29 protein-coding genes are annotated in these 26,507 nt (G+C 58.7%); 12 read left to right on the plus strand and 17 right to left on the minus strand.

Annotated features, from left to right (window positions below; translation table 11 throughout):
* Position 1: 1 nt before the first annotated feature.
* Both AKU94_RS19780 and argH read right to left on the minus strand, forming a co-directional pair.
* A complete protein-coding gene (locus AKU94_RS19780; protein WP_157056567.1) occupies positions 2–166 on the minus strand; it encodes a hypothetical protein in 165 nt (54 codons plus the stop codon).
* On the minus strand, positions 163–1,572 hold the full coding sequence (gene argH, locus AKU94_RS14880) for an argininosuccinate lyase (protein WP_050528048.1): 1,410 nt from the start codon (positions 1,570–1,572) through the stop codon (positions 163–165). The genes AKU94_RS19780 and argH overlap by 4 nt, the downstream gene beginning before the upstream one ends.
* A 27-nt stretch (positions 1,573–1,599) precedes the next feature.
* Between argH and AKU94_RS14885 the strand changes: the two genes are divergently transcribed.
* Complete coding sequence (locus AKU94_RS14885; RefSeq protein WP_050528049.1) at positions 1,600–2,154, plus strand: TlpA disulfide reductase family protein; 555 nt, start codon at positions 1,600–1,602, stop codon at positions 2,152–2,154.
* Here the strand turns inward: AKU94_RS14885 and AKU94_RS14890 are convergent.
* Positions 2,151–2,723: a DNA-3-methyladenine glycosylase I gene (locus AKU94_RS14890; RefSeq protein WP_050528050.1), complete on the minus strand. Its 573-nt coding sequence runs from the start codon at positions 2,721–2,723 to the stop codon at positions 2,151–2,153. The genes AKU94_RS14885 and AKU94_RS14890 overlap by 4 nt on opposite strands.
* 133 nt (positions 2,724–2,856) lie before the next feature.
* Here AKU94_RS14890 and AKU94_RS14895 point away from each other — a divergent pair, with 133 nt between their 5' ends.
* From AKU94_RS14895 to yddG, 6 genes are all read left to right on the plus strand, one after another.
* Positions 2,857–3,675: an EAL domain-containing protein gene (locus tag AKU94_RS14895; protein WP_050528051.1), complete on the plus strand. Its 819-nt coding sequence runs from the start codon at positions 2,857–2,859 to the stop codon at positions 3,673–3,675.
* A 159-nt stretch (positions 3,676–3,834) separates the two neighbouring features.
* Complete coding sequence (locus AKU94_RS14900) at positions 3,835–5,010, plus strand: acetyl-CoA C-acetyltransferase (protein ID WP_050528052.1); 1,176 nt, start codon at positions 3,835–3,837, stop codon at positions 5,008–5,010.
* Between the two features lie 104 nt (positions 5,011–5,114).
* Positions 5,115–5,840: an acetoacetyl-CoA reductase gene (gene phbB / locus AKU94_RS14905; RefSeq protein ID WP_050528053.1), complete on the plus strand. Its 726-nt coding sequence runs from the start codon at positions 5,115–5,117 to the stop codon at positions 5,838–5,840.
* 1,392 nt (positions 5,841–7,232) lie between these two features.
* Entirely contained in the window at positions 7,233–7,559 is a 327-nt protein-coding gene (locus AKU94_RS14910) for a hypothetical protein (protein WP_050528054.1), read from the plus strand.
* A 342-nt stretch (positions 7,560–7,901) separates the two neighbouring features.
* Complete coding sequence (locus AKU94_RS14920; RefSeq protein ID WP_050528056.1) at positions 7,902–8,252, plus strand: ATP-binding protein; 351 nt, start codon at positions 7,902–7,904, stop codon at positions 8,250–8,252.
* A 424-nt stretch (positions 8,253–8,676) separates the two neighbouring features.
* A complete protein-coding gene (yddG, locus tag AKU94_RS14925; protein WP_050528156.1) occupies positions 8,677–9,540 on the plus strand; it encodes an aromatic amino acid exporter YddG in 864 nt (287 codons plus the stop codon).
* 26 nt (positions 9,541–9,566) lie between these two features.
* Here yddG and AKU94_RS14930 read toward each other — a convergent pair whose 3' ends face one another.
* Together AKU94_RS14930 and AKU94_RS14935 are read right to left on the minus strand one after the other, a co-directional pair.
* Positions 9,567–9,731: a YdcH family protein gene (locus AKU94_RS14930; protein WP_083445088.1), complete on the minus strand. Its 165-nt coding sequence runs from the start codon at positions 9,729–9,731 to the stop codon at positions 9,567–9,569.
* A 196-nt stretch (positions 9,732–9,927) separates the two neighbouring features.
* Positions 9,928–10,143 (minus strand): putative signal transducing protein, encoded by a 216-nt coding sequence (locus tag AKU94_RS14935; protein WP_050528058.1) that lies wholly within the window; start codon positions 10,141–10,143, stop codon positions 9,928–9,930.
* An 84-nt stretch (positions 10,144–10,227) separates the two neighbouring features.
* On the opposite strand from AKU94_RS14935, the gene AKU94_RS14940 reads away from it, so the two are divergent.
* Positions 10,228–11,220, plus strand: a complete 993-nt coding sequence (locus AKU94_RS14940) for a polyprenyl synthetase family protein (protein ID WP_050528059.1) — start codon at positions 10,228–10,230, stop codon at positions 11,218–11,220.
* On the opposite strand, the gene AKU94_RS14945 is transcribed toward AKU94_RS14940, so the two are convergent.
* The 3 genes from AKU94_RS14945 to AKU94_RS14955 form a co-directional block, all read right to left on the minus strand.
* Positions 11,213–12,034 carry a 4-(cytidine 5'-diphospho)-2-C-methyl-D-erythritol kinase gene (locus AKU94_RS14945; protein WP_198144924.1) on the minus strand — a complete coding sequence of 274 codons (822 nt, stop codon included), beginning with the start codon at positions 12,032–12,034 and terminating at the stop codon, positions 11,213–11,215. The two genes, AKU94_RS14940 and AKU94_RS14945, sit on opposite strands and share 8 nt — an antisense overlap.
* On the minus strand, positions 12,027–13,721 hold the full coding sequence (locus AKU94_RS14950; protein ID WP_050528061.1) for a tetratricopeptide repeat protein: 1,695 nt from the start codon (positions 13,719–13,721) through the stop codon (positions 12,027–12,029). Before AKU94_RS14950 ends, AKU94_RS14945 begins: the two co-directional genes overlap by 8 nt.
* 140 nt (positions 13,722–13,861) lie before the next feature.
* Positions 13,862–15,511 (minus strand): electron transfer flavoprotein-ubiquinone oxidoreductase, encoded by a 1,650-nt coding sequence (locus AKU94_RS14955; protein ID WP_050528062.1) that lies wholly within the window; start codon positions 15,509–15,511, stop codon positions 13,862–13,864.
* A gap of 255 nt (positions 15,512–15,766) precedes the next feature.
* Between AKU94_RS14955 and greA the strand changes: the two genes are divergently transcribed.
* Both greA and AKU94_RS14965 read left to right on the plus strand, forming a co-directional pair.
* Entirely contained in the window at positions 15,767–16,237 is a 471-nt protein-coding gene (gene greA / locus AKU94_RS14960) for a transcription elongation factor GreA (RefSeq protein ID WP_050528063.1), read from the plus strand.
* Positions 16,238–16,261: 24 nt separating this feature from the next.
* A complete protein-coding gene (locus AKU94_RS14965) occupies positions 16,262–17,257 on the plus strand; it encodes a hypothetical protein (RefSeq protein WP_050528064.1) in 996 nt (331 codons plus the stop codon).
* A gap of 1 nt (position 17,258) precedes the next feature.
* On the opposite strand, the gene AKU94_RS14970 is transcribed toward AKU94_RS14965, so the two are convergent.
* From AKU94_RS14970 to AKU94_RS14995, 6 genes are all read right to left on the minus strand, one after another.
* A complete protein-coding gene (locus tag AKU94_RS14970) occupies positions 17,259–17,843 on the minus strand; it encodes a GNAT family N-acetyltransferase (protein ID WP_050528065.1) in 585 nt (194 codons plus the stop codon).
* A complete protein-coding gene (locus tag AKU94_RS14975; protein ID WP_050528157.1) occupies positions 17,840–18,454 on the minus strand; it encodes a hypothetical protein in 615 nt (204 codons plus the stop codon). The genes AKU94_RS14970 and AKU94_RS14975 overlap by 4 nt, the downstream gene beginning before the upstream one ends.
* Before the next feature lie 51 nt (positions 18,455–18,505).
* The gene (locus tag AKU94_RS14980; protein WP_050528066.1) at positions 18,506–18,640 is read right to left on the minus strand and encodes an aa3-type cytochrome c oxidase subunit IV; all 135 of its coding nucleotides are present in this window, start codon (positions 18,638–18,640) and stop codon (positions 18,506–18,508) included.
* Positions 18,641–18,713: 73 nt separating this feature from the next.
* The gene (locus tag AKU94_RS14985; protein ID WP_050528067.1) at positions 18,714–19,199 is read right to left on the minus strand and encodes a DUF6173 family protein; all 486 of its coding nucleotides are present in this window, start codon (positions 19,197–19,199) and stop codon (positions 18,714–18,716) included.
* The gene (locus AKU94_RS14990; RefSeq protein WP_050528158.1) at positions 19,192–20,223 is read right to left on the minus strand and encodes an MBL fold metallo-hydrolase; all 1,032 of its coding nucleotides are present in this window, start codon (positions 20,221–20,223) and stop codon (positions 19,192–19,194) included. The genes AKU94_RS14985 and AKU94_RS14990 overlap by 8 nt, the downstream gene beginning before the upstream one ends.
* Before the next feature lie 5 nt (positions 20,224–20,228).
* Positions 20,229–21,941 carry an acyl-CoA dehydrogenase gene (locus AKU94_RS14995; RefSeq protein WP_050528068.1) on the minus strand — a complete coding sequence of 571 codons (1,713 nt, stop codon included), beginning with the start codon at positions 21,939–21,941 and terminating at the stop codon, positions 20,229–20,231.
* A gap of 120 nt (positions 21,942–22,061) precedes the next feature.
* Between AKU94_RS14995 and AKU94_RS15000 the strand changes: the two genes are divergently transcribed.
* Both AKU94_RS15000 and mscL read left to right on the plus strand, forming a co-directional pair.
* Positions 22,062–23,021, plus strand: a complete 960-nt coding sequence (locus AKU94_RS15000) for an L-threonylcarbamoyladenylate synthase (RefSeq protein WP_050528069.1) — start codon at positions 22,062–22,064, stop codon at positions 23,019–23,021.
* A gap of 203 nt (positions 23,022–23,224) precedes the next feature.
* Positions 23,225–23,659: a large conductance mechanosensitive channel protein MscL gene (gene mscL / locus AKU94_RS15005; protein ID WP_050528070.1), complete on the plus strand. Its 435-nt coding sequence runs from the start codon at positions 23,225–23,227 to the stop codon at positions 23,657–23,659.
* A 57-nt stretch (positions 23,660–23,716) separates the two neighbouring features.
* Here mscL and ald read toward each other — a convergent pair whose 3' ends face one another.
* The 3 genes from ald to AKU94_RS15020 all read right to left on the minus strand — a co-directional run bounded on the left by ald (position 23,717) and on the right by AKU94_RS15020 (position 26,371).
* Positions 23,717–24,835 carry an alanine dehydrogenase gene (gene ald / locus AKU94_RS15010; protein ID WP_050528071.1) on the minus strand — a complete coding sequence of 373 codons (1,119 nt, stop codon included), beginning with the start codon at positions 24,833–24,835 and terminating at the stop codon, positions 23,717–23,719.
* Positions 24,836–24,923: 88 nt separating this feature from the next.
* Complete coding sequence (pssA, locus tag AKU94_RS15015) at positions 24,924–25,673, minus strand: CDP-diacylglycerol--serine O-phosphatidyltransferase (RefSeq protein WP_232295778.1); 750 nt, start codon at positions 25,671–25,673, stop codon at positions 24,924–24,926.
* Positions 25,673–26,371: a phosphatidylserine decarboxylase gene (locus AKU94_RS15020; RefSeq protein WP_050528072.1), complete on the minus strand. Its 699-nt coding sequence runs from the start codon at positions 26,369–26,371 to the stop codon at positions 25,673–25,675. Before AKU94_RS15020 ends, pssA begins: the two co-directional genes overlap by 1 nt.
* Positions 26,372–26,507 lie beyond the last annotated feature (136 nt).

The following is a 26,507-nucleotide window of genomic DNA, read 5'->3' on the forward strand; positions in this document are numbered from 1 at the left end:
GTTATGGTCGGACAGAGACACGCGCCCCACCCACACGGGCGGTGGCTACGGGTTTTACGCTAACACCATTGGGGCCGATGCCAACCCCGGCATAAAGGCCGGGATCGGTGCAGGCGGTCAGCCCCAGCAATAGCGGGGCCAACAGGATGAGGGGCAGGCCCCTCATGCCAGCCGCTCTTGCCAGCGGGCGATTTGCGCGCGGACCTGTTCGGGGGCCGTGCCGCCATAGGACATCCGGCTGCGCACCGAATTATCCACACCGAGCACGTCAAACACATCCGCGCGGATACCGCCATGCACCGATTGCATCTGTTCCAGCGTCAGGTCGGGCAGGTCGATCCCGGCTTTTTCGGCCATGGCCACAAGGCTGCCGGTGACGTGGTGTGCGTCGCGGAAGGGCATGCCCAATTCGCGCACCAGCCAGTCGGCCAGATCCGTCGCGGTCGAGAACCCCGAGGCGGCGGCGGCCTTCAGGTTGTCGCGCAGTGCCTCCATATCGCTGACCATGCCAGTCATGGCGGCAAGGCCCAGCATCAGGCTGTCGGCGGCGTCAAAGGTTTGTTCCTTATCTTCCTGCATGTCCTTGGAATAGGTCAGCGCCAGCCCCTTCATGATCGTGAACAGCGCCACCGTGGCCCCCAAAATCCGCCCCAGCTTGGAGCGCAACAGCTCTGCCGCATCGGGGTTTTTCTTTTGCGGCATGATCGAGGAACCCGTCGTCCATTTGTCCGACAGTTTCACAAAACGGAACTGGGCCGAGGACCAGATCACCAATTCCTCGGCAAAACGCGACAGGTGCATCGCGCAGATCGAGGAGGCGGACAGGAACTCCAACGCGAAATCGCGGTCGGAGACCGAATCAAGGCTGTTGGCCGTGGGGCGGTCAAAACCCAAAGCGGCGGCGGTGGCCTCACGGTCAATCGGGAAGGAGGTGCCTGCAAGGGCGGCGGCCCCCAAGGGGCATTCGTTCATCCGTGCGCGCGCGTCGATAAACCGCGAGCGGTCACGGGCGAACATTTCGACATAGGCCAGCATGTGATGCCCCCAAGTCACCGGCTGCGCGGTTTGCAGATGGGTAAAGCCCGGCATCACCCAATCGGCGCCTGCCTCTGCCTGCGCCAGAAACGCCTTCATCAGCGCCTCAAGCCCCGTAATCGCGGCATCACATTGATCGCGCACCCAAAGCCGGAAATCGAGCGCCACCTGATCGTTGCGCGAACGCCCCGTATGAAGGCGGCCCGCAGGCTCTCCGATGATTTCTTTGAGGCGCGCCTCCACATTCATGTGGATATCTTCCAGCTCCACGCTAAAGGCGAAATTTCCCCCCTCGATTTCTGACAACACCGTGAGAAGCCCTTCACGGATCGTCTCTGCATCAGTAGAGGTAATCACACCCTGTGCCGCAAGCATTGCCGCATGGGCACGAGAGCCTGCGATATCCTGCGCGGCCAGACGGCGGTCAAACCCGATCGAGGCATTGATCGCTTGCATGATCGCGTCATTGCCGCCTTCAAAGCGGCCGCCCCACATGGCATTTGCGGGGGAATTTGCGGGTTTGGAAGATTGGGTCATGGGGCCTGCCTTTGAGGGGAAGAGACTATGCTGCGGAAGATGTTATTTTGTCTTTATACCGGCTTGATGCTTGGTGCAAACATGGCGCAGGCCGATGTGGCCGCCGCGCAGGCTGTGCTTGCGGGCGATATGCGCAAACTGGCCTTTCATGATGCGGCCAAACCCCTGCCGGAAATGGGGATGCAGGATCTTGATGGGGTGGACAGGTCGCTGGCGGAATGGGATGGCCGTTGGGTTGTCTTGAACTTTTGGGCGACATGGTGCGCGCCGTGCCGCCACGAGATGCCAAGCCTTGAACGGCTGGCCGCGGATTCGGCGCAAACGGGCGTTGACGTGGTAACCGTGGCCACAGGGCGCAACCCGCCCCCCGCCATAGAACGGTTTTTCGCCGAGATCGGTGTAGAGAACCTGCCGGCATTGCTGGACCCGAAATCGGCACTGGCCCGCAAGATGGGCGTGCTTGGCCTGCCGGTGACCGTTATCCTTGACCCCGAAGGGCAAGAGGTCGCGCGTATGATCGGTGATGCCGAATGGGACAGCGCGGATGCCCGCGCGATGCTCGCGGCATTGACCCAAGACTAAGGGCGCGCCAGTGCCGCCACCTTGGCGTGGCAAGGGCAGTCAACTAGATGGTCATTGACCATCCCTGTCGCCTGCATAAAGGCATAGACGATGGTCGGCCCGCAAAAGGTAAAGCCTGCCTTTTTCAGATCCTTGGAGATTTGTGTGGAAAGGGGCGTAAAGCCCGGCACATCCTCCATGCTCTGCATCCGGTTCTGAATGGGGGTGCCGTCCACATAGGCCCACATCCATTTGGCAAACCCCGTTTCCGCCTCGATTTTCAGATAGGCACGGGCGGATTTGATCGTGCCCTCGATCTTGCCGCGGTGGCGCACGATGCCGGGGTTGGCCAATAGGCGCAGCACGTCCTCTTCGCCCCATTTGGCAATGACTTCGGGATGAAAGCCCGCAAAGGCCTCACGAAAGGCCTCGCGTTTGCGCAGGATCGTGATCCACGACAGCCCCGCCTGAAACCCGTCAAGGATGAGCTTTTCCCACAGCGCGCGGCCGTCCCATTCCGGAACGCCCCACTCGCTGTCGTGATAGGCAAGATACATCGGGTCGGTGCCGGGCCATGTGCAACTGGTCATTGGGGCGCTTTCGCTGGGAGGGGAAATTTGTCTAAAATTGGAACAAACCGCGAATTTTTACCAGCCCTTTACTTTCAAGGCGGCATTGTGACGGCTGAACAGCGGATTCCCGCTCGGTAGCTGAGGTACGGATATGGCACTAATTTCACGGATAGATCGGCAGATCGAAGATGAAAGCCCGCTTGCGGCTGTCGTTGCGGCGCGTGAGGCCGATACGATAGATATGGTGCGCCAAGCCATAAAAGAGAAGCGTATCAAGCTTGCCTATCAACCCGTGGTGCTAGGGTCGGATCCATCACGCAATGCTTTTTATGAAGGGTTGGTGCGGGTGATTGACCCGACGGGCCGTGTGATCCCCGCAAGTGATTTTATCGATGCGGTAGAGGGGGACGAACTGGGACGCCAGATCGACTGTCTGGCGCTGGATATCGGGCTGACCACCCTTGCCCGCTTTCCGAATGTGCGACTTTCGGTGAATATGTCGGCCCGCTCGGTCGGCTATCCGCGCTGGATGCGGATTTTGCGCAAGGGGTTGGCGGCGGATAATACCATTGGTGAGCGGCTGATACTGGAGATTACCGAGACCTCTGCCATGATGGTGCCGGAACTGGTTGTGGCCTTCATGGATGACCTGCAAACCTTTGGTGTATCCTTTGCACTGGATGATTTCGGGGCAGGGCAGACGGCTTTCCGCTATTTTCGGGATTTCTTTTTTGATGTGGTCAAGATCGACGGGCAGTTCATCCGCAACATCCACCGCGATCCGGACAATCAGGCGCTGACCCGTGCGCTGATGTCGATTGCGAAACATTTTGAAATGATGACCATCGCGGAGTCCGTGGAAACGGTCGAGGATGCTGAATGGCTTCAGGCTGCGGGCATCGATTGCATGCAGGGCTTTCTTTTTGGTGCGCCAACGGTGCGCCCTAGCTGGAAGCACAATATCAAATAACGTGTCGGTGGCATATGGTCGCTTGTCACGGCAATTCCCTTCCGCGTTATGCGAAAACCTTGCTTTTGTACGGGTTTGGCCTTAGCCATACTGCTGGGCGGCGAGGGTATTCCTCGCCCGTATTCCGGCAAACGGGCCGGCACAGGGGAAGGACAAAGCATGACAAATGTTGTAATCGTTTCAGCAGCACGGACTGCCGTCGGCAGCTTTAACGGCGCATTCGCGAACACGCCCGCGCATGAGTTGGGGGCCGCCGTTATCACCGAGGTGGTTGCCCGCGCAGGGATTGACAAGGCTGATGTGGATGAAACCATCCTGGGGCAGGTTTTGACCGCTGGTCAGGGCCAGAACCCGGCGCGTCAGGCGCATATTCTTGCTGGTTTGCCGCAAGAAAGCTCTGCCTGGTCGTTGAATCAGGTGTGCGGTTCGGGCCTGCGGGCTGTGGCGCTTGCAGCCCAGCATATCCAGTTGGGTGATGCGTCCATTGTTGTTGCGGGTGGTCAGGAAAATATGTCGATGGCGCCCCATGTCGCAAATCTGCGTCAAGGGCAAAAGATGGGCGATATGAAGTTCATCGACAGCATGATTAAAGACGGTCTGTGGGATGCGTTCAACAATTACCATATGGGCCAAACCGCCGAGAATGTTGCGGAGAAATGGCAGATCGACCGCGCTGCGCAAGACGCCTTTGCTGTGGCCAGCCAGAACAAGGCAGAAGCCGCGCAAAAAGACGGGCGTTTCAAGGACGAGATTGTTCCATTTACCATCAAGGGTCGCAAGGGCGATACCGTGGTTGATGCGGATGAATATATCCGTCACGGCGCGACGATTGAGGCGATGCAAAAGCTGCGCCCCGCCTTTACCAAAGATGGCAGCGTGACGGCGGCAAATGCTTCGGGCCTTAATGATGGGGCTGCGGCTGTTTTGCTGATGACAGAGGAAGAGGCCAAGAAACGTGGCCTGACGCCGCTCGCGCGGATCGCATCCTATGCCACCGCGGGTCTTGACCCGGCGATCATGGGTGCCGGCCCGATTCATGCCAGTCGCAAGGCATTGGACAAAGCGGGTTGGTCTGCATCCGAGCTTGATCTGGTCGAGGCAAATGAGGCCTTTGCCGCGCAGGCCTGTGCTGTGAACAAGGAAATGGGCTGGAATCTTGACATTGTGAACGTGAATGGCGGGGCGATTGCGATTGGGCACCCGATCGGTGCTTCGGGCGCGCGAATCCTTAATACCTTGTTGTTTGAGATGAAGCGGCGCGATGCGAAAAAAGGCCTTGCGACCTTGTGCATCGGTGGTGGCATGGGTGTGGCGATGTGCCTTGAACGGCCATAACAACAGCTAAATCTCAGGAATGATATAAATGTGGGCGCAACAATGTTGCGCCCACTGCGCTTTGTGGATAACACTTGTTAAATCAACAACGTTTAGGAGGTAATATGTCAAAGATTGCTGTCGTCACCGGTGGGACCCGTGGGATCGGGGCTGCAATATCGGTCGCACTGAAGGCTGCAGGCTATACTGTTGCCGCCAACTATGCCGGCAATGACGAAGCGGCGGCGCAGTTCACCGCAGAAACCGGCATCAAAGCCTTTAAATGGTCGGTGGCCGATTACGATGCTTGCGCCGCTGGTTTGGCTAAGGTTGAGGCAGAACTTGGCCCGATTGCGGTTCTCGTCAATAACGCAGGTATCACCCGTGATGCGATGTTCCACAAAATGACGCCGCAGCAGTGGAAAGAGGTGATCGACACCAACCTTTCAGGTGTTTTCAACATGACTCACCCGATCTGGGGCGGGATGCGTGACCGGAAATTCGGCCGTGTTATCAATATCTCGTCGATCAACGGCCAGAAAGGCCAAGCTGGTCAGGCGAATTACTCGGCAGCAAAAGCGGGCGATTTGGGAATGACCAAAGCACTGGCCCAAGAGGGTGCGCGGGCGGGTATCACCGTGAACGCGATTTGTCCCGGTTATATCGGTACCGAAATGGTGCGTGCCATCGATGAAAAAGTCTTGAAAGAGCGGATCATTCCGCAAATTCCCGTCGGGCGTCTGGGAGAACCGGAAGAGATTGCACGCTGTGTCGTCTTCCTGGCTTCGGATGATGCGGGCTTTATCACAGGCTCTACAATTACTGCGAATGGCGGGCAGTATTTCGTCTAGCGTAGCGATCGATCTGACTCGAGACGGTGCAGGCTTTTTGTCGAGCCATTCCGAATTATAGGACACGGACGGTGAGTTTCTTACCGTCCGTGTTTTTTTGGTGCCTGCATGTCTTATGGGTGAGTTTAGGTTTACCGAGAAAAGGCCCGTATTTGCGACCAACGCGAAGAAATGTTAATCCCACACCGACAATAAAAGGCTGTGGAAGTGGAATGTTCTTGGCAGGATGAACGATGAGTTTCAGGTGACGATGAACAGATGCAGCGCACCCCAATTCTTGCAACCCTTGGCCAAGCCAGTGCCTAACGCGGGGTGAGCATGGCATGTGCCCCTCAGTGTTTTCTGCAACCGCTGAGAGGCAGTGCGTCACCCTACAACTAGCAGGCAAAGCATTGTGGCGTGCGCTTTTGGGTTTTTGCTTTGCGAGACCATGCCGGGTAATAGTTGCCTCCATGGTCAGCCAGATGAAAAAGACGGAGTGAGGCACAAACGCCATTGGTTCAAGTTCGGGGCCGAACAAGAAATCGCAGTCTGAAGTCTGTTTATGCGGATCGGAGTAAGCAAGCTGTGGTGCTGAAGGAGACCCTTGGAAAAACATGACGCGGCCCCGTTCATTGCGGTGGGCCAACGCCGTGAGATGGCCCGGAACGCTGTGCCACGGCGCTTAGGCAGCATAACGCCGGTCTGCGGGATCAGCGAAACTTATGATCGTTAGGGCTGCAAGTTACGGCCAGAGAACAAAGAAATTACCGATCTGCTGACTGATCTGGCCGACGCCCCAAAACTTGGGCGTTCGTCCTGCGCTTCCTGCATTCGCTGTATGTGAAGCGCGCCCTTGGATACAATTCGTTGGCAGTGCTCTTACACATTCATGAGAAGGTAAAAAAAGGGTTTGCCGGATCTGCTACGAGCAGGTGTTGAAACTGCGCCTCACGGGATCATGCGACGCGTAACCCTTGCCGGACAATAGACAGAGGACCCGATTGCATCAGCAAAAAGCTAATGAAATGGGCCCAAAAGCATGGGGCTGCCATCCAGCGCATCCCACCCGATCAGACACAAATAGTGCGACCAATACAACCTCAAAAACATCAAGCAGGTGCAAGATTATACATGCGATTAAATTAAATAGGTTCGCGTGAATTCCGCGACCCCACACCATTAGAAGTTGGGGGCGCCGCTCAAAATAACTGGTTAAGCCATTTTTACAAATCGGTTCTTCTCTTCCTCAAGTGCGTCCGTTTTATTATCGGATGCACGATTTATTATCGGATGCACGATCGAAAGGTCAGATATAGCATCCGAAGTACCGCCGTTCGGCGGCCCCATGGATGTCGATTGTCATTGCGAACTGGGCCGACAACCGCAGGAAATGTCGTTGAGAATTGCGCCATGTGCCACCTTTCCTGGTTTGAATCTGTTGGCGGCACGTGGAGTGTCAGATTTGGGTTTTTGGAAGTTATCCGCAAATTAATGCTACGCGACAAGATGCCCATTCGCGAGATCGCTCGGCGGATGGGCGTGTCTTGCAATACGATCAAGTATTATTTGTGGGAGGGGATTACTGAGCCTGCGTTTCAAGCGCCGGATCGTCGCAGCAGGCAGGACCTTTATGCCAAGCGTAACGCAGAATGGCTGATGACTGATCAGCGCAAATCAGGCAAGGGCGTCGAGCGGCCAAGCTTGAATATCTCAGTTCCTGCGGCCGTTGCGCGTTAATGGAAAGGTTAGAGGCGGCGTGCGCATCAAGCTCGCTGCAGGCGACGATACTACGGCAGCCCCGCGGGGGCCGCGAAATGGTCGATATCTTTTCACGGGCCTTGCAGCACGTCATGCCAGAGGCATTGCTTTCAACATGACGAGAAGGCGGTGCCTTGCGCAGCGGAACTGACGTCAGCGGATCGCCCAAAATCCACGTGCTGAATCTGTTCCACAAGATGCTGGATGGTAAACGGCCCGATCCGCTAAAGATTGGCTTTCCAACCGCCCTGTGGCCGGTCAAGCAGCCCAAAGTCAATGTCGCATGCGATGATGGGTTGCGCGCTCGGAAAGGAGTGCGCAATGCGCCATGATTCAGTCGGCGCGACCATCGCCATCATGTCGCGTAGCCTGAAAATGCGTTATGCTGCGAGCGTGCCCGATCCTGTCGCAAATGCCACTGCCGCCCGCTTTCCGACCTATAAGGACCTCACCGGCTTCGATCTGGCCTTCAGCGAAATCCGTGAAGCCCTAGTCCTTCAACCCCATCACGGTGAGTTCGTGCATGCGGCCGAGGATATGATGCTGATCGGCGGTCCGGGCACTGCAAAAAGCCATGTTGCCACCGACCTCGGCATCCAGCTCACCGAGCATCGCTACCAACATGAGCGTCAGAGAACGGGCCAGCGTTGCGGCCAAGGGATGCGAAGATGATCACGAGCTCTGCTCGTTCTTTTCAGCCATCCTCGGGACCGCAAAGAAAAAGCGACAGGACGCAATAGCAGGTCAGACATCTGTTTGAGCAAGCGTAAGGTATGGCAGTCTCGGCATTCGGTTCGGTCCCTCGGCCCACTTCCTCATGAGTTTGCTCACCTATAATCTTGGCCAAACTGGCTTGACGCAAAACTCCGATGACAAAATTATTCCGTTCATGGTGCGTTCGAGATGCCTGTGAATTGAGTATTGATATTTCGTCTCATTTAGGGTTTAGAACGAAAAACCTGCTAGCTTTTCGGCCGACAGTTTTCAAAGTTATATGCCCTGCCGGACGAAATGGCTCCGCATTTACCGGATTCTTTGTAACGCTTAATACCGGCCTAATCTAAGGCCCGCAAACACCACGAACAGGATGCCAATGATGACACGCAAGAAAGCCACTGGCATCGGATTTACGGCGGTTCTGATGTGGGCGCTTTTGGCGCTTTTCACCATTGGTTCGGCGCCGACGCCGCCGTTTCTACTCTGTGCGATGTGTTTTGGTATCGGTGGGGCGATTGGTTTGGTCTGGACTGCGCGTGGTGCAGGTCTGGGGGTGTTGGCAAAGATTGACTGGAAGGTTTATGTCTTAGGAACGCTTGGGCTTTTCGGATATCATTTCTTTTATTTCACGGCGTTTCGTTGGGGCCCCAATGCCTCTACCGGTTTGATAGCCTATCTTTGGCCGTTGTTTATCGTGCTGTTCTCGGGACTTTTGCCGGGTGAGACCCTGCGCAAGGGGCATGTTATGGGCGCGCTTATCGCTTTGGTCGGAGCGGGGGTGATTGTGGTGTCGGCTGGCGGCGGTGCGGCAAGTGCATCGCTTCCGGCCTTGGCGCTTGCGTTCTTATGCGCGCTGACCTGGTCCAGCTATTCAGTTGTATCGCGCTATTTCGGGGCGATTCCGACCGAGAGTGTGACCGTATTTTGCATTGCGACCGCAGTCCTGTCGTTGCTTGCCCATCTGGGGTTAGAGCAACGCGTCTGGCCCGAAGGGGCATTGGGCTGGGCATCGGTTCTGGCGCTGGGTCTGGGACCGGTGGGGGCCGCGTTTTTTACTTGGGATATGGGGATGAAGCAGGGCGATATACAGCTTTTGGGCGTTGCATCCTATGCAGCACCGTTGCTGTCGACTCTGGTGCTCGTTCTTGCAGGGATGGCCGAGGCGACTTGGTCACTGGCACTGGCGACGGTGCTTATCACATCCGGGGCGGCACTGGCAGCTCGCGCCAGCGCCGCAGGTTAAGCGGCTATGTAAAACCGCTGCTGGTCTTATTGTGCCAGACGGGCGATCTCTTCTTTCAGCCTGAGTTTCTGCTTTTTCAATTCGGCAATCTTCAAGGTATCGGTGCCGGGGCTACGCTGTTCCTTTTCAACCATAGACGAGAGGTGCTCATGCTTGCGGTTCAGTTCCTGCAAATGCGAGGCGATAGTCATCTGTATCCTCCTAAATTCAGTTGCCGTCATAACAGTGCAACATAACTTGCCTGCATTGTCACGAGAAACCGGAGCGCGGTGGCGGGGGATTGCTGACAATTAGGTGAAACTTATTAATTTCGTCTGGAATACGGGTGGAACTGCTTGCGACATAGCGCCGCGTGCAGGATCTGGGGGCACAGATCGGGCGGGCTTTTTACTGGCCTGTCGGTATATTGTTGTCGGCAAGCACGGCGCGCGCGACGAACAGATCCTTGTCGCTGACCATCAAGCGGCGCGGCAAAATTCCGATCGATCCGTCAAGTACGCTCATATGGACGTCCAGCTCAAAGGTCTCTATACCTTCGCCCTGCAGAATGGCGGTGGCCCATGGAATGATCGTTGGATCTGTGGTGCGTAAAAGCTCTTTCATACCTTGGACATAGTCGTTAGGCCGTGAACTGTCGAGGGAATTGGCCACGCTGTTGGCGATACCGGAATAAAGGCGGAGTTGAAGATGGATCGGGATGTGTTGAAGCCGCAGGATCGCTTGGCCGAATGGCTGGCTGCGGATATGTCAGCGGTGAATACGCTTATCCGTACGCGCATGGCATCCGACCATGCGCCACGCATCCCCGAGGTGACCGCCCATCTGGTTGATGCGGGCGGCAAGCGTCTGCGCCCGATGCTGACTTTGGCGGCGGCGCGTCTTTGTGGGTATGAGGGCCCGTATCATGTGCATCTGGCGGCGACGGTGGAATTTATCCATACCGCAACTTTGTTACATGATGATGTGGTGGACGAAAGCGCGCAGCGGCGCGGGCGGCCGACGGCGAATCTGTTGTGGGACAACAAATCCTCGGTTTTGGTCGGCGATTACCTGTTGTCGCGCAGCTTTCAGCTGATGGTGGAAACCGGCTCTTTGCGGGTGTTGGATATTCTGGCCAATGCCTCTGCGACGATTGCCGAGGGGGAGGTCTTGCAACTGACCGCGGCGCAGGATCTTGCCACGACCGAGGCGACATATCTGCAAGTGATCCGCGGCAAGACGGCAGCGCTTTTCTCGGCGGCGACCGAGGTGGGCGGCGTTATCGCCGGGGCTTCCGAAGATCAGGTTGCCGCGCTTTTTGCCTATGGGGATGCTTTGGGCATTGCCTTTCAGATCGTGGATGACCTGCTGGATTATGGCGGCACCGAAGCGACCGGCAAGAATTTGGGCGATGATTTCCGTGAACGCAAGCTGACGCTGCCTGTAATCAAGGCTGTTGCGCTGGCTGATGCCGAGGAGCGCGCCTTTTGGCAGCGCACCATCGCCAAGGGTAAGCAGCAAGAGGGCGATCTGGAACAGGCAATGGCGATCATGGCCCGTCACGGCGCGATGGAGGCGGCCCGGCAGGACGCACTCGATTGGGTGGCAAAGGCCAAAACGGCGTTGGAGGTTCTGCCCGAACATCCCCTGCGCGATATGCTGACCGGCCTTGCGGATTACGTGGTGTCGCGGATCAATTGACCTTGCCTGCCGCCGCCCACCAGCCGGGCTTTTCTTCGGCAATCTGTGCTTGGGCGGCCTTGGCGCTCTGGCCATCGGGTTGAAACAGCGCAAAGCAGGTCGCGCCCGACCCTGACATTCCTGCAAACAGGCAGTTGCTTGTCCGTAGGCGTTGCAGAACCGCGTTGATTTCAGGGGCAAGCTGCATGGCGGGGGCTGCAAGGTCATTGCGTTGTTGGGCCAGCCAATTCGCGAAATCCGCAGCATTGGACCAGTGTGGCAGGGCCTCGGGCATCGGCGGGTTTTCCTTTTGCGTCAGCAGCCTGAAGATCGCGGGCGTGGATACGCCTATCCCCGGATTGACCAAAAGGATATCCAGTGCAGGCAGCGCAGGCAGGGCAGAAATCCGGTCCCCGATACCCTGCAAGCGCAAGGGTCTTGCGTGCAAGCAGGCCGGAACATCCGCCCCCAAGGCCGTTACATCCTGTGGCAATGGCAGATCCCACAGCCGCGACAAGGCCCGCAAAGCCGCCGCCGCATCGGCAGACCCCCCACCGATGCCAGAGGCCACGGGCAGGTTCTTCGTCAGGGTGATCGCGGCCTTGCGTCCTGGGTCCAAAAATCGCGCAGCTTGCAGCACAAGGTTATCATCCCCCCCCAGCCCCGCCGCAAAAGGGCCATCAACCGTCAGGCGCAACTCCTCCGCCGGGCAGGCGGTGATCTGGTCGTTGATATCGGCAAAAACCACCAGACTGTCGAGCAGATGGTAACCATCCGCCCGCTGCCCCGTCACATGCAGGGTCAGGTTGATCTTGGCCGGTGCCGCCTCAGTTATCATCAGTCGTCAGGGGTTGTGCGCCTTCCTCGGCCAGAACCGCATCAAGCCCGATTTCCAGCTTGCGGCGGATGCGTGCTGCCAGATCTTCCTCGGGGTCAAAAGAGAGCGCGCGACGCCATTGGAAGTTCGCTTCCAGCTTGCGGCCCACCGCCCAATAGACATCGCCCAGATGGTCGGTCACGGTCGCATCGACCGGCTCCAGCACCGAGGCGCGCTCCATCGGTTCCACCGCATCCTCATAGCGACCGGCAAGGAAATAGCCCCAGGCCAGACTGTCGATGATATAGCCGCTGCCGGGGCGCTGGATGACGGCCCGCTCGATCATGTCCAGCGCTTCGTCATAATTCTCGCCGCGCTCCAGATAGCTGTAGCCAAGGTAGTTCAAGACCAGCGGCTGTTCGGGCTGCAAGCGCAGCGCCATGCGGAAATCGGCCTCGGCACGATCCCACAGCTTTTGTCGTTCCAGTGTGATCGCGCGGGAATAATAGACCGCCCAATATCCGGCCACGGGTGGCTGCGGGATCAGGGCCACGGCGGCGTCATAGGCCGCGGATGCCTCTTCCCAGCGATTGGCCCCGCTGAGCATATCGGCCAGCGCCAGGCGCAGCGGAAGCTGATCTGGATAGGCGCGGATCTGGGTGTTGAGCACCTCAAGCGCTGCGTCCAGCTTGTCCGCACCTTTCAGCGCCCGCGCGCGCCCTATCTCGGCTGCTAGAAAGCTGCCCCCCGCTTGCGGCACTGATGCATAGGTTTCGGTTGCCAGCTCAAACTGTTCCTGGTTCTCCAGCATTGCCCCCGCGAGCAAGATCGCCTCGCTGTGGTCGGGGCGCAAGTAGGCGGCGACGCGGGCATATTGCAGCGTAAATGTGTCAGAGGCCTCACCGTTCAGGGCTAGCGCAAGGGTAAAGAACACCTCCGATAGCCCGTCGGTGACGTTGCGCACGATGTCATAAGGCACGGTCTCACCGGCGACCAGTTTTGCGCGCAGGGCTTTGAGCTCAGGGTCGCTGTCATTGCCAAGGGCATTATCCAGCAGGGCAATCGCATCCTCGTTCCGCTCCAGCTGGCTGAGGATCTGGATATGAGCCAAGACGCCGCGTCGCATCACATTGATGGTGCCGGCCGCCTCACCGGAAAGGATATTTTCGGCAGATTCGTAATCCCCGACCGAGGCAAGCGCCAATGCTTTGTGAAACAACCCGAAGGCTTGCATTCCATCGGTTTTCGCAAGCCTGTCAAACTCGGCCAGCGCATCGGACATCTTACCAGCCCCAAGGGCGGCCCAGGCATTGACCAACCCGTCAAGCAGGCGCGCGCCAGAGCCTTCGGCCTGTGCGGTTTCTTGCAATCTTGCGTAATCGCCGCGTTTGGCTTGATCGGCGATCAGGACCAGACTTGCCGTTGGGGAGGTTGCACCGATCGACGTGAGCTGCTGTGCAACGGCCAAAGCCGCGGCCATATTGCCTGCGCCCATCTGTGCTGCCATCGCCCCCTCCAGCAGCCAGACATCGCGGGGGGAGGCGATAAGCGCGCGGGTAAACCAATGCGCCGCCTCGCGGTAGTCGTCACTTGCCCCCGCCACGCGCGCCGCCAGATAGGCCCCGCTGTCGATATCCTCGGCCTGCACGATTGCGGGCTGTGCGGTCAGGGCCAGCATGACGGCGATGACGGGGCGAAACTTCATAAAAAGGCCTCCAACAGGTTCTGGGCAAAGCTAATCCTTGGCGGGGGGCATGGCAATGCGCCAAAACGGCGAAAGGCGGGGATTGCCCCCGCCTCGCGTGATTGTCAGGTGAGTTTTCCAACGCGCCGAGGCGTTGGACGTTACATATTGGGATAGTTCGGGCCGTCGCCCCCCTGCGGGGTGGTCCAGTTGATGTTCTGGCTGGGGTCCTTGATGTCACAAGTTTTGCAATGCACGCAGTTCTGGAAGTTGATCACAAACCGCGGGTCCTTGCCCTCTTCGGCGACCACCTCATAGACGCCCGCCGGACAGTAACGTTGCGCCGGTTCCGCATATTCGGGCAGGTTGACGGCAATCGGGATCGACGGATCCTTGAGCTTGAGGTGGACGGGCTGCGATTCCTCATGGTTGGTAAAGGAGAACGCCACATTGGTCAGCCGATCAAACGACAGCACCCCATCGGGTTTGGGATAGGCGATCGGCGCGAAATCCTTGGCCTTGCCGGTCGCCGCCGCATCGGTTTTGCCGTGAGACAGCGTGCCGAACAGCGAAAAGCCCATCGTGTTCGTCCACATATCCAAGCCCCCGCCCATCAATGAGGCGACAAGCCCGAACTTCGACCACAAGGGTTTGACGTTGCGCACTTTTTTCAGGTCGGCCCCAATCGCGCCACCGCGGACCTCTTCCTCATAGGCGGTCAGCTCGTCACTGGCGCGGCCTGCGCCTATTGCGGCATGGGCGGCCTCGGCTGCGGCCTTGCCCGAGAGCATGGCGTTATGGTTGCCCTTGATGCGCGGCACGTTGACCATGCCAACCGAACAGCCCAGCATCGCCACGCCCGGCGCGACCATCTTGGGCATCGACTGCCAGCCCCCTTCCGAGATTGCCCGCGCGCCGTAGGCCACACGTTTGCCACCTTTCAACAGCTCAGCCACCATCGGGTGATGTTTGAAACGCTGGAATTCCATGTAGGGGTACAAATGCGGGTTCTGGTAGTTCAAATGCACCACGAAACCGACATAAACCTGATTGCCCTCGATGTGATAGATGAACGAGCCGCCGCCCGCATTGCTGCCCAAGGGCCAGCCCATCGTATGGGTGACGGTGCCCAGCTTGTGCTTGGCGGGGTCAATCTCCCAGATCTCTTTCATGCCGAGGCCGAATTTCTGCGGCTCTTTGCCTTTGGAGAGGTCGTATTTTGCAATCACCTCTTTGGCCAGCGAGCCGCGAACGCCTTCGGACAGGAACACATATTTGCCGTGCAGTTCCATCCCCGGTTCATAGTTCGGGCCGGGGGTGCCATCGGCAGACAGCCCCATTTCGCCGGCCACGACGCCCTTGACCTCACCCTTATCGCCATAAACCAATTCCGAACAGGACATGCCGGGGAACACCTCGACGCCCAACCCCTCGGCGACTTCGGCCATCCAGCGACAGACATTGGCCATAGAGACAATGAAATTGCCATGGTTGTTCATCAAAGGCGGCATCGGCCAGTTCGGGATGCGGATCTGGCCGCCTTCGCCGAGCATAAAGAAATTATCCTCAACCACCTCGGTTTTGATCGGCGACCCCATATCGCGCCAATCGGGCAGCAGCGCGTCAAGCCCGCTTGGGTCCAGCACCGCGCCTGACAGGATATGCGCGCCAACTTCGGAGCCTTTTTCCAGCACGACCACATTCAGATCTGCATCCAGCTGCTTGAGGCGGATTGCCGCTGACAGACCGGCAGGGCCAGCCCCCACAATCACAACATCATATTCCATCGCTTCGCGCTCAATCTCGGCCATGTGGCTATCCCCTCGCTTCTTTTCAGGCGCATCTGCGCGCTGCCCCGATATATTCTTTCGTGAATGGCTACCGCAGCCGGACTGCGGTTTCAATCATAACCGCATCGATTCGCCGCAAAGTTACGCAGGAAGCAGCCCATGCCCCGCCATAACGCTTGCATTTGCTGCGCGGCTGCTGTTGGGTGGCGGGAAGCAAACCGAAACAAGGTCATGGCCCGCAACGGCTGTGACTTTCTTACTTTTATGAGTAGGCCAATGGAAAAAATTCCGATGACACGCGCGGGCTATATCGCGTTGGACGAAGAGTTGAAGCAGTTGAAGTCAGTGGAACGTCCTGCTGTGATCCGCGCGATTGCGGACGCACGTGAGCATGGCGACCTGTCGGAGAACGCCGAATACCACGCCGCCCGCGAAAAGCAGAGCTTTATCGAAGGGCGGGTCAAAGAAATCGCGGCGATTTTGTCGCTTGCGGATGTGATTGATCCGACCAAATTCTCGGGTACAATCAAATTTGGCGCGACTGTGACACTGGTCGACGAGGACACGGATGAAGAACGCACCTATCAGATCGTCGGAGAGCCAGAGGCCGATCTGGAAAAAGGTCTGCTCAACATCCGCTCACCCTTGGCCCGCGCCCTGATCGGCAAGGATGAGGGGGATACCGCCGAGGTCAAAACCCCCGGTGGCCAGCGCAGCTATGAAGTGCTTGCGATCAAATATATCTAGGATCTGGCGAATCGAGAGAGAGTGATGACCCAACAGCCCCACCCCACGCCTTCGACAGACCAGCCCGGCCTTGCGTCATTTGACAAACTGGCTGCAGGTTTGGCCGTGATTTGGCTGGTAACGGTTGTTGCGCAATTCTTTCTTGCACCCGAGAGCATTCTGACGGGCCCCTTGTCCTTCTTGATTATGGTCCTCGTGGTGCTGTTACCGCTTGCCCTGCTTTGGGGTATTGTTGCCACGGCGCGCACGATCAGAAGCCTGCGCGCTGAGGCAGGGCAGCTTCGGATTGCGGTTGATCAGATGCAACAATCCTATGCCGGCCTGCCGCAAAACCCGAATGCCAAGCCGATGCTGGAACAAAAGCTTGATGAAATCGCCGCCGCGCAGCGCAAAACCGAAAGCGCGCTGGCCATGTTTACCTCGCGCCGTGATACCGCGCTGACGGTGCCATCGGCAGATCGCAAGGCCGCTTTGACCATGCCGGTCAAGACGCAAAGTGATGAGCAGGCCGCACTGGCCCTTGGCACCCCCGCAGAGGATCTGCGCGCGCCGCTGTCTGTCGGTGATTTCGTGCGCGCCCTGCATTTTCCTGAAAGCGCCGAGGATAAGGCCGGTTTCCGCGCCCTGCGGCTGGCGCTGGAAGATCGCAAAACCTCGCGCCTTATTCGTGCCGCGCAGGATGTACTGACCCTGCTGAGCCAGGAAGGCATCTATATGGACGACCTCAAGCCCGAGCGTTGCCGCCCCGAGGTCTGGCGCCGGTTCGCCAGCGGTGAGAGGGGCCGTGGTATTGCCTCGCTGGGCGGGATCCGGGACCGCAGCAGCCTTGCGCTTTCATCCGCCCGTATGCGTGAAGATCCGATATTTCGTGACGCGGCGCACCATTTTCTGCGCAGTTTTGATAAGACATTTGCAGAATTCGAACAAAACGCCACAGATTCCGAATTGGCCGATCTGGCCGAAACCCGAACCGCCCGCGCCTTCATGTTGCTGGGCCGTGTGACGGGTACGTTTGATTGACCTATACCGGTTTGATCATTGAGGTAGAGGCAGCAAACCCGAAGATATAGCGCAGCGGGCCAAGCTGGTCCGTATGCTCGGCAACAAAGCCGAGGCGTTCATAAAGGGCGCGGGCGCGGGGGTTGCTGTCGATCACATCCAGCCGCACCGCCGGATAGTTTTGCGCGCGTGCCTCATCGCAAATCGCCATCAGCAGTTGCGTTCCAACCCCCTGATCTCGCGCTGTGGCATGCACACAAATTCCATCCAGCAAGAAGCGCTCGTTCTCGACATCGCGCTCCAATAGGGACATCAACCCCATCCGCCATAATGCGCCAAAACGGCCATAGACGGCGCGCATTTCCTTGGGGCCACCGCCCGCAAATGAACCGATATGGGTTTTGAAGCCGACCAGCCCCAGCAAGCTGCCGTTTGGCGATAGGGCGCAGATGGCGTGATCCGCGCGCATCGATTGTTGCAAATAGGCCAAGGCCCTGCGGCGTGGCCCCATGACGCGGCCAAGCTTGCTGCCAAAGGCATCCCAGTATAATTCCGCGGCCGGATCACGCAAATGCGCTGGCAGGTCACGACAAAGGGTGATGTTCATTGCAGGCGGGGATCGCCCGCTTGCACCAAGAGGACGCCGTGATTGTCGTTGGTGTCGGTATCGGTATAGGTGCGGGTTTTCACGCCGGAAAGCGCGCCAAAATCCTTCATCAGCTTTTTGGGATACCAGGTGTTTGGCATCCCCTCAAACCCCGGAACACCGCGCAGAATGGAGGAAATCGCAACCGTGCATTGCGCCTTTGGCACTGCGCCATATTCCATCGCCCGCCGCATCGCAATTTCGGCAACCTGAGGTGAAACGATGATAGTTTGTTCAACAACATCAAAGGTTTCGCGGGCGTGATAATCGATATAAAAATCCACCATCAGCGGCGTCATGCCAAAATGCACATCATTGCGCTCCGGCAGGTTGGGGTGCTGCCAGGTGCCTGCGGGGTCAAACATCACCCGCTGCGATCCGTTGATCAGCAGGCCTGCATGCGCACCAGATCCATCCCGTGTTGCCAGCACCGTGAACAGCGTGATTGAGGGCGGGCCACCTGCAACATAACGCGCCTGTGCCACAGCCTCATCCGAGGCCCATTTCGGCTCTGCGGTGCCGCAGGCGGCGACAAACAGCACTGCAAGAAAAGCAATCAAGATACGGCGCATGCTCACCCCTTTGGGCGCAACATCCACGCGCCACATCAACTGTTTGTGCGATCAGCCGTTGGCCAGCGCCAAAAAGATCAGCACGCCGATGGTGATGCCCGCCCCCCAAGAGACCAGGCGCATAAAGCCCGCAAAGGTTTTTTCCTGAACCTTGATGTCCATGCTGCCGTGTTTATATTCGCTCATTAGAGTCTCTCCCTGACATGATCTTGTTTTGGCTTTAGCCCAATATTCCCATGCTGTCACGGGGGATGGAGGGCTAATTCTCGGTTGTTTCTTCGCCCTCGCCCAGATTTTGCGCCAGACGAAAGCCGATGCGGCGGGCGGGTTCCTCTTCGGGGGTGTTTTTGGAAATGGCCCGCAAGACGACGTTAAGCTGGGCGACATTCTGGATAAGTTGCATCCGTGTACCGGATTCATCTGATCCGTAAAAGGTGATGATGTCGGGATCGAAATATCCCAGCCCCTCAATGCGCAAAATCCCCGCAGAGCTGCCGGTAAAGCCCATGGCAACCTCGTGATCCTTGTCGAGCTGTTCCTCAAAATTCTTGAGGTAAAGGATAACCCGCTCATAAGCCCATTCTGCAGGGCTTTTGTCACCCACGGGTTTTTTGGCGACCGCCTTGGGCAGAGGTAGCTGTTCTGGCGTGGCACGGGTCTGATCGTTGCAATGAACAACGCGGGCCTGCGGCATTGCGCTGGCTTCCATCGCTTCGGCGGCGGTCATTATGTCGTCGTCAGTCATTCATCACCCATTGCCAGACCCCATCAGCCCCCATCGTCCGGGAAACCTCGCCGCGATGCAAGAGGTGGTTGAGGTGGGCGACGGCCTCGACCAATGCCATGCCATAAGCATCGCCCGTGATATCACGCTTGAAGATAGGCAAAAAACACTGCGCCGCAGTCTGGGGTGTTTGCAGGTGTTTGCGCAGACGTTTCAGCGCGCTGATGTGGTTTTCGATCATTTGCTTCAGGCGAATGGGCAGCCCGGTAAAGGGCAGCTTGTGACCGGGCAAGACCATATGGCTGTGGCGGGCCATCGGCTGGAACCGTGCGCAGCTGGCCAGCCATTCGGCCAAAGGGTCGGCATCCGGCTCGGTCGGGTAGACCCCGATATTGGCCGAGATCGAGGGCAAAAGCTGATCCCCGCCCAGCACCAGATGATCATCCAGTGACCAGAAGGTGGCATGTTCCGGCGCGTGGCCATCGCCGGTATGGATGCGCCAGCGGCGGCCGCCAAGGGTGATTTCCTGCCCCTCTTGCAGGCGGGTAAAGCCGACAGGAAGGGGGGCCACCACATCGGAAAAATTGAAGGGTCGTTCCTTTTCGCGCTGTGCCAAAAGGGCAGGGGGCATGCCCGCCCCGCGCCAGAATGCAATCTGTTCGGGCAGGGGGGTTGCCTGTTCGTCAAGACACAGCATCCGCGCATAAAGCCATGAGGTGCGGGTCGTCAGCAGCTCGGCCCCTTGGGCTTGAAACCGGCCGGCAAGCCCGACATGGTCAGGGTGGTAATGGGTCACCACGATGCGCGTCACGGGCTTGCCCGCCAAAGGACCGGCCAGCAAGCGTTCCCAGATCGCCCGCGCGCGTTTGCTGTCAAAGCCGGTGTCGATGATGGTCCAGCCATCGCCTTCGTCCAGCGCAAAGACATTCACATGGTCCAGCGCCATCGGCAACGGCAGGCGCATCCAAAGCAAACCATCGGCCACTTCCAGCGCCTCGCCTTCTGCCGGTGGAACCTCAAACGGATAGCGGATGCCGCCGGCCATGACATTCATGCCAAAAGATCCGCATCCGACAGCGCATAAAGCCCCTCTGCCCCAAGAGAGACTTGCGCCAAGAGGGCCTTGTGCTGGGGCAACAGCCGTTTGATCGCGACCCGCGCCAATGCTGTGCGCGGCCCATCCTTGCCTTCGGCCATCGCGGCGCACAGGTGGTAATGGCTGCCCAAGACACGGGCAAAGGCCTGCTGATAGGCCACAGCACCGGCAAAGCGGTCGTTCATCTCTTGGGCGATCAGGCCTTCGGTGGCCTCGCGCAGGCTTTCGGCTGCATCCCAGACGGCGGCGGCCATATCGGGATATTGCGCGCGCACACCATGGGCGTTGCTTTCAATCTCCTCGATCAGGCGAAAGGCGGCCTCTCCCTTGTCCATCATCTTGCGGCCGACCAGATCCATCGCCTGAATGCCGTTAGTGCCTTCATAAATCGCGGTGACGCGCACATCGCGCAGATACTGTGCCGCACCGGTTTCCTCGATAAAGCCCATCCCGCCATGCACTTGAATGCCCATATCGGCGACGGCGATGCCGGTATCGGTGCCAAAGGCCTTGGTGATCGGGGTCAGCAGGGCGGCGCGGGCCTTCCATTCGGGGGATCCGGTCGCCTTGGCCATATCGATTGCCACGGCACAGGCCAGCGCGATCGCACGGGCGGAAAACACCTCGGCCTTCATCGTGGCCAGCATCCGGCGCACATCTGCATGGCCCGAGATGGCATCATTGCCCGCCATCGGTGTCTTGCCCTGCTTGCGCTCCATCGCATAGGCAAGCGCATGTTGATAGGCACCCTCGGCCACGGAAATTCCCTGCACGCCCACGCCCAAACGCGCGTTGTTCATCATGGTGAACATCGCCGCCATACCTTTATGCGGTTCCCCTATCAGCCAGCCGGTAGCCCCGTCATATTGCATGACCGCGGTGGGCGATCCATGCAGGCCCATTTTGTGTTCAAGGCTGACGACCGAAAGGCTGTTGGCCGCGCCGACATTGCCCTGATCATCGGGAATGAATTTCGGCACCAGAAACAGGCTGATCCCCTTGGTGCCTGCCACGCCATCGGGCAGACGTGCCAGCACAAGATGGCAGACGTTTTCGGAAAAATCATTATCGCCCCAGCTGATATAAATCTTTTGCCCCGTAATGTCATAGGTGCCGTTGCCATTGGGTTCGGCCTTGCTGCGCAACGCGCCGACATCCGACCCGGCCTGCGCCTCGGTCAGGTTCATCGTGCCGCACCATTCGCCGGAAATCAGCTTGGGGATATAGAGCGCCTTGATCTCGTCGCTTGCGTGATGTTCCAGCGCCTCGATCTGGCCCTGGGTCATCAAGGGGTTCAATTGCAACGAGAGACAGGCAGAGCCCATCATCTCATTCACCGCCGTTGTCAGTGTCATCGGCAGGCCCATGCCGCCAAACTCGGGATTAGCCGCAATGCTGACCCAGCCGCCCTCCACAATCGCGCGGTAGCCTTCGGCAAATCCGGGCGAAGTGCGCACCACACCGTTTTCCAGCTTGGCAGGGTGCAGATCGCCGGGGCGCTGCAAGGGGGCAAGAACGGTTTGCGCCAGTTTCGCCGCTTCGGACAGGATGGCCTCTACGGTGTCGGGGCTTGCATCGGCATAGGTCTCGGTGGCGGCAACCTGATCGAAGCCGACGATATGATCCAGCAAGAACCGGTATTCGGTCAAGGGGGCGTTGTAGGGCATCAAACTCTCCTTCGGCAATGGTCCGGTCTGGCTTGGCAAAAGAGTATTGCACAAGTATGTCGGGTCAAGTCTCGATTTAACCGCGCCACCCGCGCCGACAAGGTCAACGCTACGTCACTTATGCAGATAACAACCCAGAGTTTTGGCACAACACCAGATGATATCGCCGCCGCCGCCGGAATTTTGCGGGCGGGCGGGCTGGTCGGCTTTGCGACGGAAACGGTTTACGGGTTGGGCGGGGATGCGCGCAATGATCGCGCCGTCGCCCGCATATTTGAGGCCAAGGGCAGGCCGCATTTCAACCCTTTGATCGTGCATCTGCCCGATTGGCAACGCGCGCAGGCCTATGCGGTGTTTTCCGATCAGGCCAAGGCGCTGGCGGCAAAATTCTGGCCCGGCCCGTTGACGCTGGTTCTGCCATTTGTGGAAGGGTCCGGCCTGTCGCCCTTGGTGACGGCGGGGCTGGACAGTGTGGCAATCCGCGTGCCGGCCCATCCTGTTGCCCGTGCCTTGCTGCGTGCCTTTGACGGGCCGGTTGCCGCCCCTTCGGCAAATCCTTCGGGGCGGGTGTCACCCACGCGCGCGGCGCATGTTCTGGCGGGATTGTCAGGCAAGATAGAGGCGGTTCTGGATGCAGGCCCCTGTGGCGTTGGGGTGGAAAGCACGATTTTGGGGCTGGTCGATGGCCCGGTCCTGTTGCGCCACGGCGGCCTTCCTGCGGAGGCGCTGGAGGCGGCTTTGGGGACAACCCTGACCACGGGCGGCAATGCGCAGAAACCCAGTGCGCCGGGGCAGCTTGCATCACATTACGCGCCCGAGGCCGCTGTGCGGTTGAATGTGACCTGCCCTGCGCAGGGTGAGTTTTGGGTGGGTTTCGGCCCGGATTGCACAGGGGCGGATATGTCGCTGTCGCCTTCGGGCGATCTGGTAGAGGCGGCGGCCAACCTGTTTCACATTCTGCGCGTGGCCGACAGCCGCGCGAATGGCAGCATCGCTTTTGCACCGGTTCCCGAGGTTGGCCTGGGGCGCGCGATCAATGACAGGTTGCGTCGTGCTGCAGCTCCTCGTCCCAAGGGGTAGTTGACGCTAGGTGAGTGGAGTTTGACCTTTTTTCAGTCCCTGAATTGGGATACTGCCCATCGTGCAAAATATTGCCACTCTGCCGAAAATAATCCTTTACTACTTCTTTAAACGTTTTGTTTTGTGGCATAGCGGCGGCATAGCGTTCTTGCGAACAGGACTTGAAGGCCGGAATAGGCCGTAGATCAGAAAAGGGACAGAATATGATCCAGGAATTCAAAGACTTTATTGCCAAAGGCAATGTGATGGATATGGCGGTGGGCATCATTATCGGCGCGGCCTTCACGGCAATCGTGTCATCGCTGGTTGGCGATCTGATCAACCCGATCATCGGGCTTATCATCGGCGGGATTGATTTCTCGAATATGTATGTGGTGCTAAGCGGCGAAGTCGCCCCCGGAACCGGTCTCGAAGCGGCTCGTGAAAGCGGTGCGGCCGTGTTTGCTTATGGGTCCTTCGTCATGGCTGTCATCAACTTCCTGATCATCGCTTTTGTGGTCTTTATGCTGGTTAAGATGGTCAACCGCGTCAAAGATGCTGCGGTCAAGAAAGAAGAAAAAGTCCCCGGCGCACCCGCAGGCCCGACCCAGGAAGAGCTGTTGTCGGATATCCGCGATTTGCTGCGCAGCCGCGCTTAAGATCGTGATTTGAGACGGGCGGCCGGTCGGGAAAACCCCGGCGGGCCGCTTTTTTTGTTAAAGGTCCAGCGCCTCAACGCCCGTGATGGCGGGCAGGCCCAACGCCTCGCCCACGGCCGGATAGGTGATATGCCCTTGATGGGTATTCAGCCCCGCCAACAAATGCGGGTCCTGCCTGCAGGCCTCTTTCCAGCCCTTATCCGCCAGTGCCAGCATGAAAGGCATGGTCGCATTGCCCAAGGCCAGCGTTGCCGTGCGCGCCACAGCCCCCGGCATATTGGCCACGCAGTAATGTATGATGCCGTCCACCTCATAGATCGGGTCTTGGTGCGTGGTGGCATGCGAGGTCTCGAAACATCCGCCTTGATCAATTGCCACATCGACCAGCACCGCGCCGGGCTTCATGCTGGCAAGCTGCGCTCGGCTGACCAGTTTGGGCGCTGCCGCCCCCGGCACCAAGACCGCCCCGATGACAATATCGGCGGTTTTCAACAGCTCTGCGGTATTCGCCGCTGAGGCGTATTGCGTCATCAACCGTCCCTGCCACAGGTCATCCAGCCAGCTAAGCCGGGGCAGCGATTTGTCCAGCACGGTCACATTGGCCCCCATGCCAAGCGCCACCCGCGCCGCAGCCGTACCGACCACCCCGCCGCCAATAACCACGACATTGCCCGGCAAAACCCCCGGCACACCGCCCAGCAAGATCCCGCGCCCGCCATTGGCTTTTTGCAAGGCCCAAGCGCCCACTTGAGGCGCAAGTCTGCCCGCCACCTCGGACATTGGCGCCAAAAGGGGCAGGCCGCCGCGGGCGTCGGTCACGGTTTCATAGGCAATCGCGGTGACGCCGGATTTCAGCAAATCCTCGGTTTGCGCGCGGTCAGGGGCAAGATGCAGATAGGTGAACAGCACTTGACCCTTGCGCAGGCGGGCGCGCTCCTCGGCCTGTGGTTCTTTTACCTTTACGATCATGTCGGCGGCGGAAAAGACCTGTTCGGCACTGGCAGCGATGGTGGCCCCTGCCGCGCTGTAATCGGCGTCAGTAAACCCCGCGCCCGTGCCGGCATCGGTTTCCACCATGACCTGATGGCCATGTGCAACCGCCTCTCGTACGGCGGCGGGGGTCAGGCCGACACGGAACTCTTGCGGTTTGATTTCTTTTGGACAGCCGATGTGCATTGCAGATCTCCCTTTGTTGTAAGGGTGAGTATTGCGCGGCACGAGCCCGAATTCCATGCCTTCCGGCATTGGCGCGGTCGATTTATGGTCAGCCGCGCAGGGCCTTGGGTTTGCGGAAATGGCGGAATATCGCAACCAGAGTGATCGCGGCATAGGCCAGATCCAAAAGCACCAGCAGCAACCAGAACCGCGAGACCATCAGCCCCACAACCACGGCCGCACCCAGCAAGACAACCACTTGCCATTCACGTTTGACCCTGATCGCCTTGGAGGACAACGTCGGCACCTTGCTGATCATCAGCCATGCCACAAACACGATCCAGATGCCGAAAACCTCGGGATAGCTGCGCGCATCCAGAATGCCTTGCTGGGTCAAGAACAATGGCAGCAGCGCCAGCATCGCCCCCCCCGGGGCAGGGACGCCGACGAAATGCGGCTTGCCCACAGGGGGCGTCTCATCGCGCGAAACATTGAAACGGGCCAGCCGCAAACAGGCGCAACACACATAGATCAGCACGAACATCCAGCCGGTCGCAAAATCGCGGCTAAGGGCGAATTGAAACACCAGGATACCGGGCGCCACGCCAAAGCAGAGGAAATCCGAAAGGCTGTCCAATTCCCCGCCAATATCGCTTGCTGCATTCAGCCGCCGCGCCAGCAACCCGTCCAGCCCGTCGATCAGTGCGGCAAAGATAATCAGCGCCGCCGCAATATCAAAACGGCCCAAAAGCACATAGCGGATCGAGGTCAGCCCCGCACAAAGCCCCAGAATGGTCACCATATTGGGCAACAGCAGGATCAGGGACAGGCTTTCGCGTTTGTGCAGCGGCTCTTTCATTAGCGTGTCCGCCCTGTGCGCGCAGCCTCGGTTGAGGTGATATCCGCCAGAACGGTTTCCCCTGCGACCATGGTTTGGCCCAAGGAGACCAGCGGCTCTACCCCCTCGGGCAGATAGACATCCAGACGGGAGCCAAAGCGGATCATGCCGAAACGCTCGCCGGTTTGCAGGCGCGCGCCCTCGGGCACCTCGCAAACAATCCGCCGCGCTACCAGCCCTGCGATTTGCACAACGGCCAGATCGCGGCCGTCCTCCATACGCACCACCAGCGAGTTACGTTCATTATCCACGCTGGCTTTATCAAGCGAGGCATTCAGAAACTTGCCGGGCCGGTAAGAGATCTTGGTGATTTCCCCCGCAATCGGCAGGCGGTTCACATGGCAGTTGAACACATTCATAAAGACCGACACGCGCATCATCGCATCGGGTCCAAGGCCCAGTTCCACCGGCGGGACCGCAGGTTCAAGCAGGGAAATAACACCATCGGCTGGGCTGATGATCAGGCCTTCGCGTTCGGGGGTGACGCGCTTGGGGTCACGGAAAAAGTAATAGCACCAGACCGTCAGGCCGACGCCGATCCAGCCAAGCGGCTCCCACACGAAAAACAGGATCAGCGCCACGACGGCAAAGATCGGGATAAAGCGCCAGCCTTCGCGGTGGATGGGCTTGATAACGGTGGACATCATGCTTGCAGACATTGAACAGGCAGCCTTTGTGACGAATGGTAGCCATAAGGTTTTGCACAGATCACGCGATGAAACAATGAGGCAAAGAAAAACCCCCCGACTTGCGAAGGGGGGTTGATCGGCAGCGGGTCGCCCCGCCAGTGTTCGC

It is taken from the genome of Pseudorhodobacter aquimaris (assembly GCF_001202025.1).
Taxonomy (GTDB): Bacteria; Pseudomonadota; Alphaproteobacteria; order Rhodobacterales; family Rhodobacteraceae; genus Pseudorhodobacter; species Pseudorhodobacter aquimaris.